General features: G+C 72.6%; 1 protein-coding gene. It reads right to left on the reverse strand.

Annotation, left to right across the window (positions count from 1 at the left end):
* On the reverse strand, positions 1-569 hold a 569-nt coding region (locus A5481_RS31560; RefSeq protein ID WP_425350247.1), incomplete at both ends, for a CpaE/TadZ family protein.

Raw genomic sequence — 569 nt, forward strand, 5'->3', positions numbered from 1 at the left:
TCGAGGGTCGCGGGCGCGGCGAGCAGGCTCAGGTTGTCGGTGCATTTCGACAGGAGCCGGTCGACGAAGTTGGCGTCGACCCGCTCGGGCGCGAACACCGCCTCGGCCACGCCCTGGGGCGGATCCTGGTTGAAGTTGAGGCCGGCGGTGCCGAAGGCGACGTCGAGATCGGCGATCACCGTCGCGGTGCCGTAGTCGCGCGCGACCGACCAGGCGAGGTTGTGGGCGAGCGTCGAGGCGCCGACGCCGCCCTTGGCGCCGACCACCGCGACGGTCCGGCCGAGGGGCTCGGCGGCGGGGTCGCTGAACAGGTCGGAGATCGCCGCGATCATCGCGACGGGATCGACCGGCGCGATCAGGTACTCGCTCACGCCGCGGCGGATGAACTCGCGGTAGAGCACGACGTCGTTGACGTGGCCGACGACGACGACCTTGGTGCCGGCGTCGCAGACCTCCGCCAGGCTGTCGAGGGCGGCGAGCGGGCTGGCCTTGCCGATGCCGGTCTCGACCACGATGACGTTCGGGGTCGGCGCGTTGCGGTAGGCCTCGACGGCGGCGGAGGCGCCGCC

Source organism: Methylobacterium platani, from assembly GCF_001653715.1.
Classification (GTDB): Bacteria; Pseudomonadota; Alphaproteobacteria; order Rhizobiales; family Beijerinckiaceae; genus Methylobacterium; species Methylobacterium platani.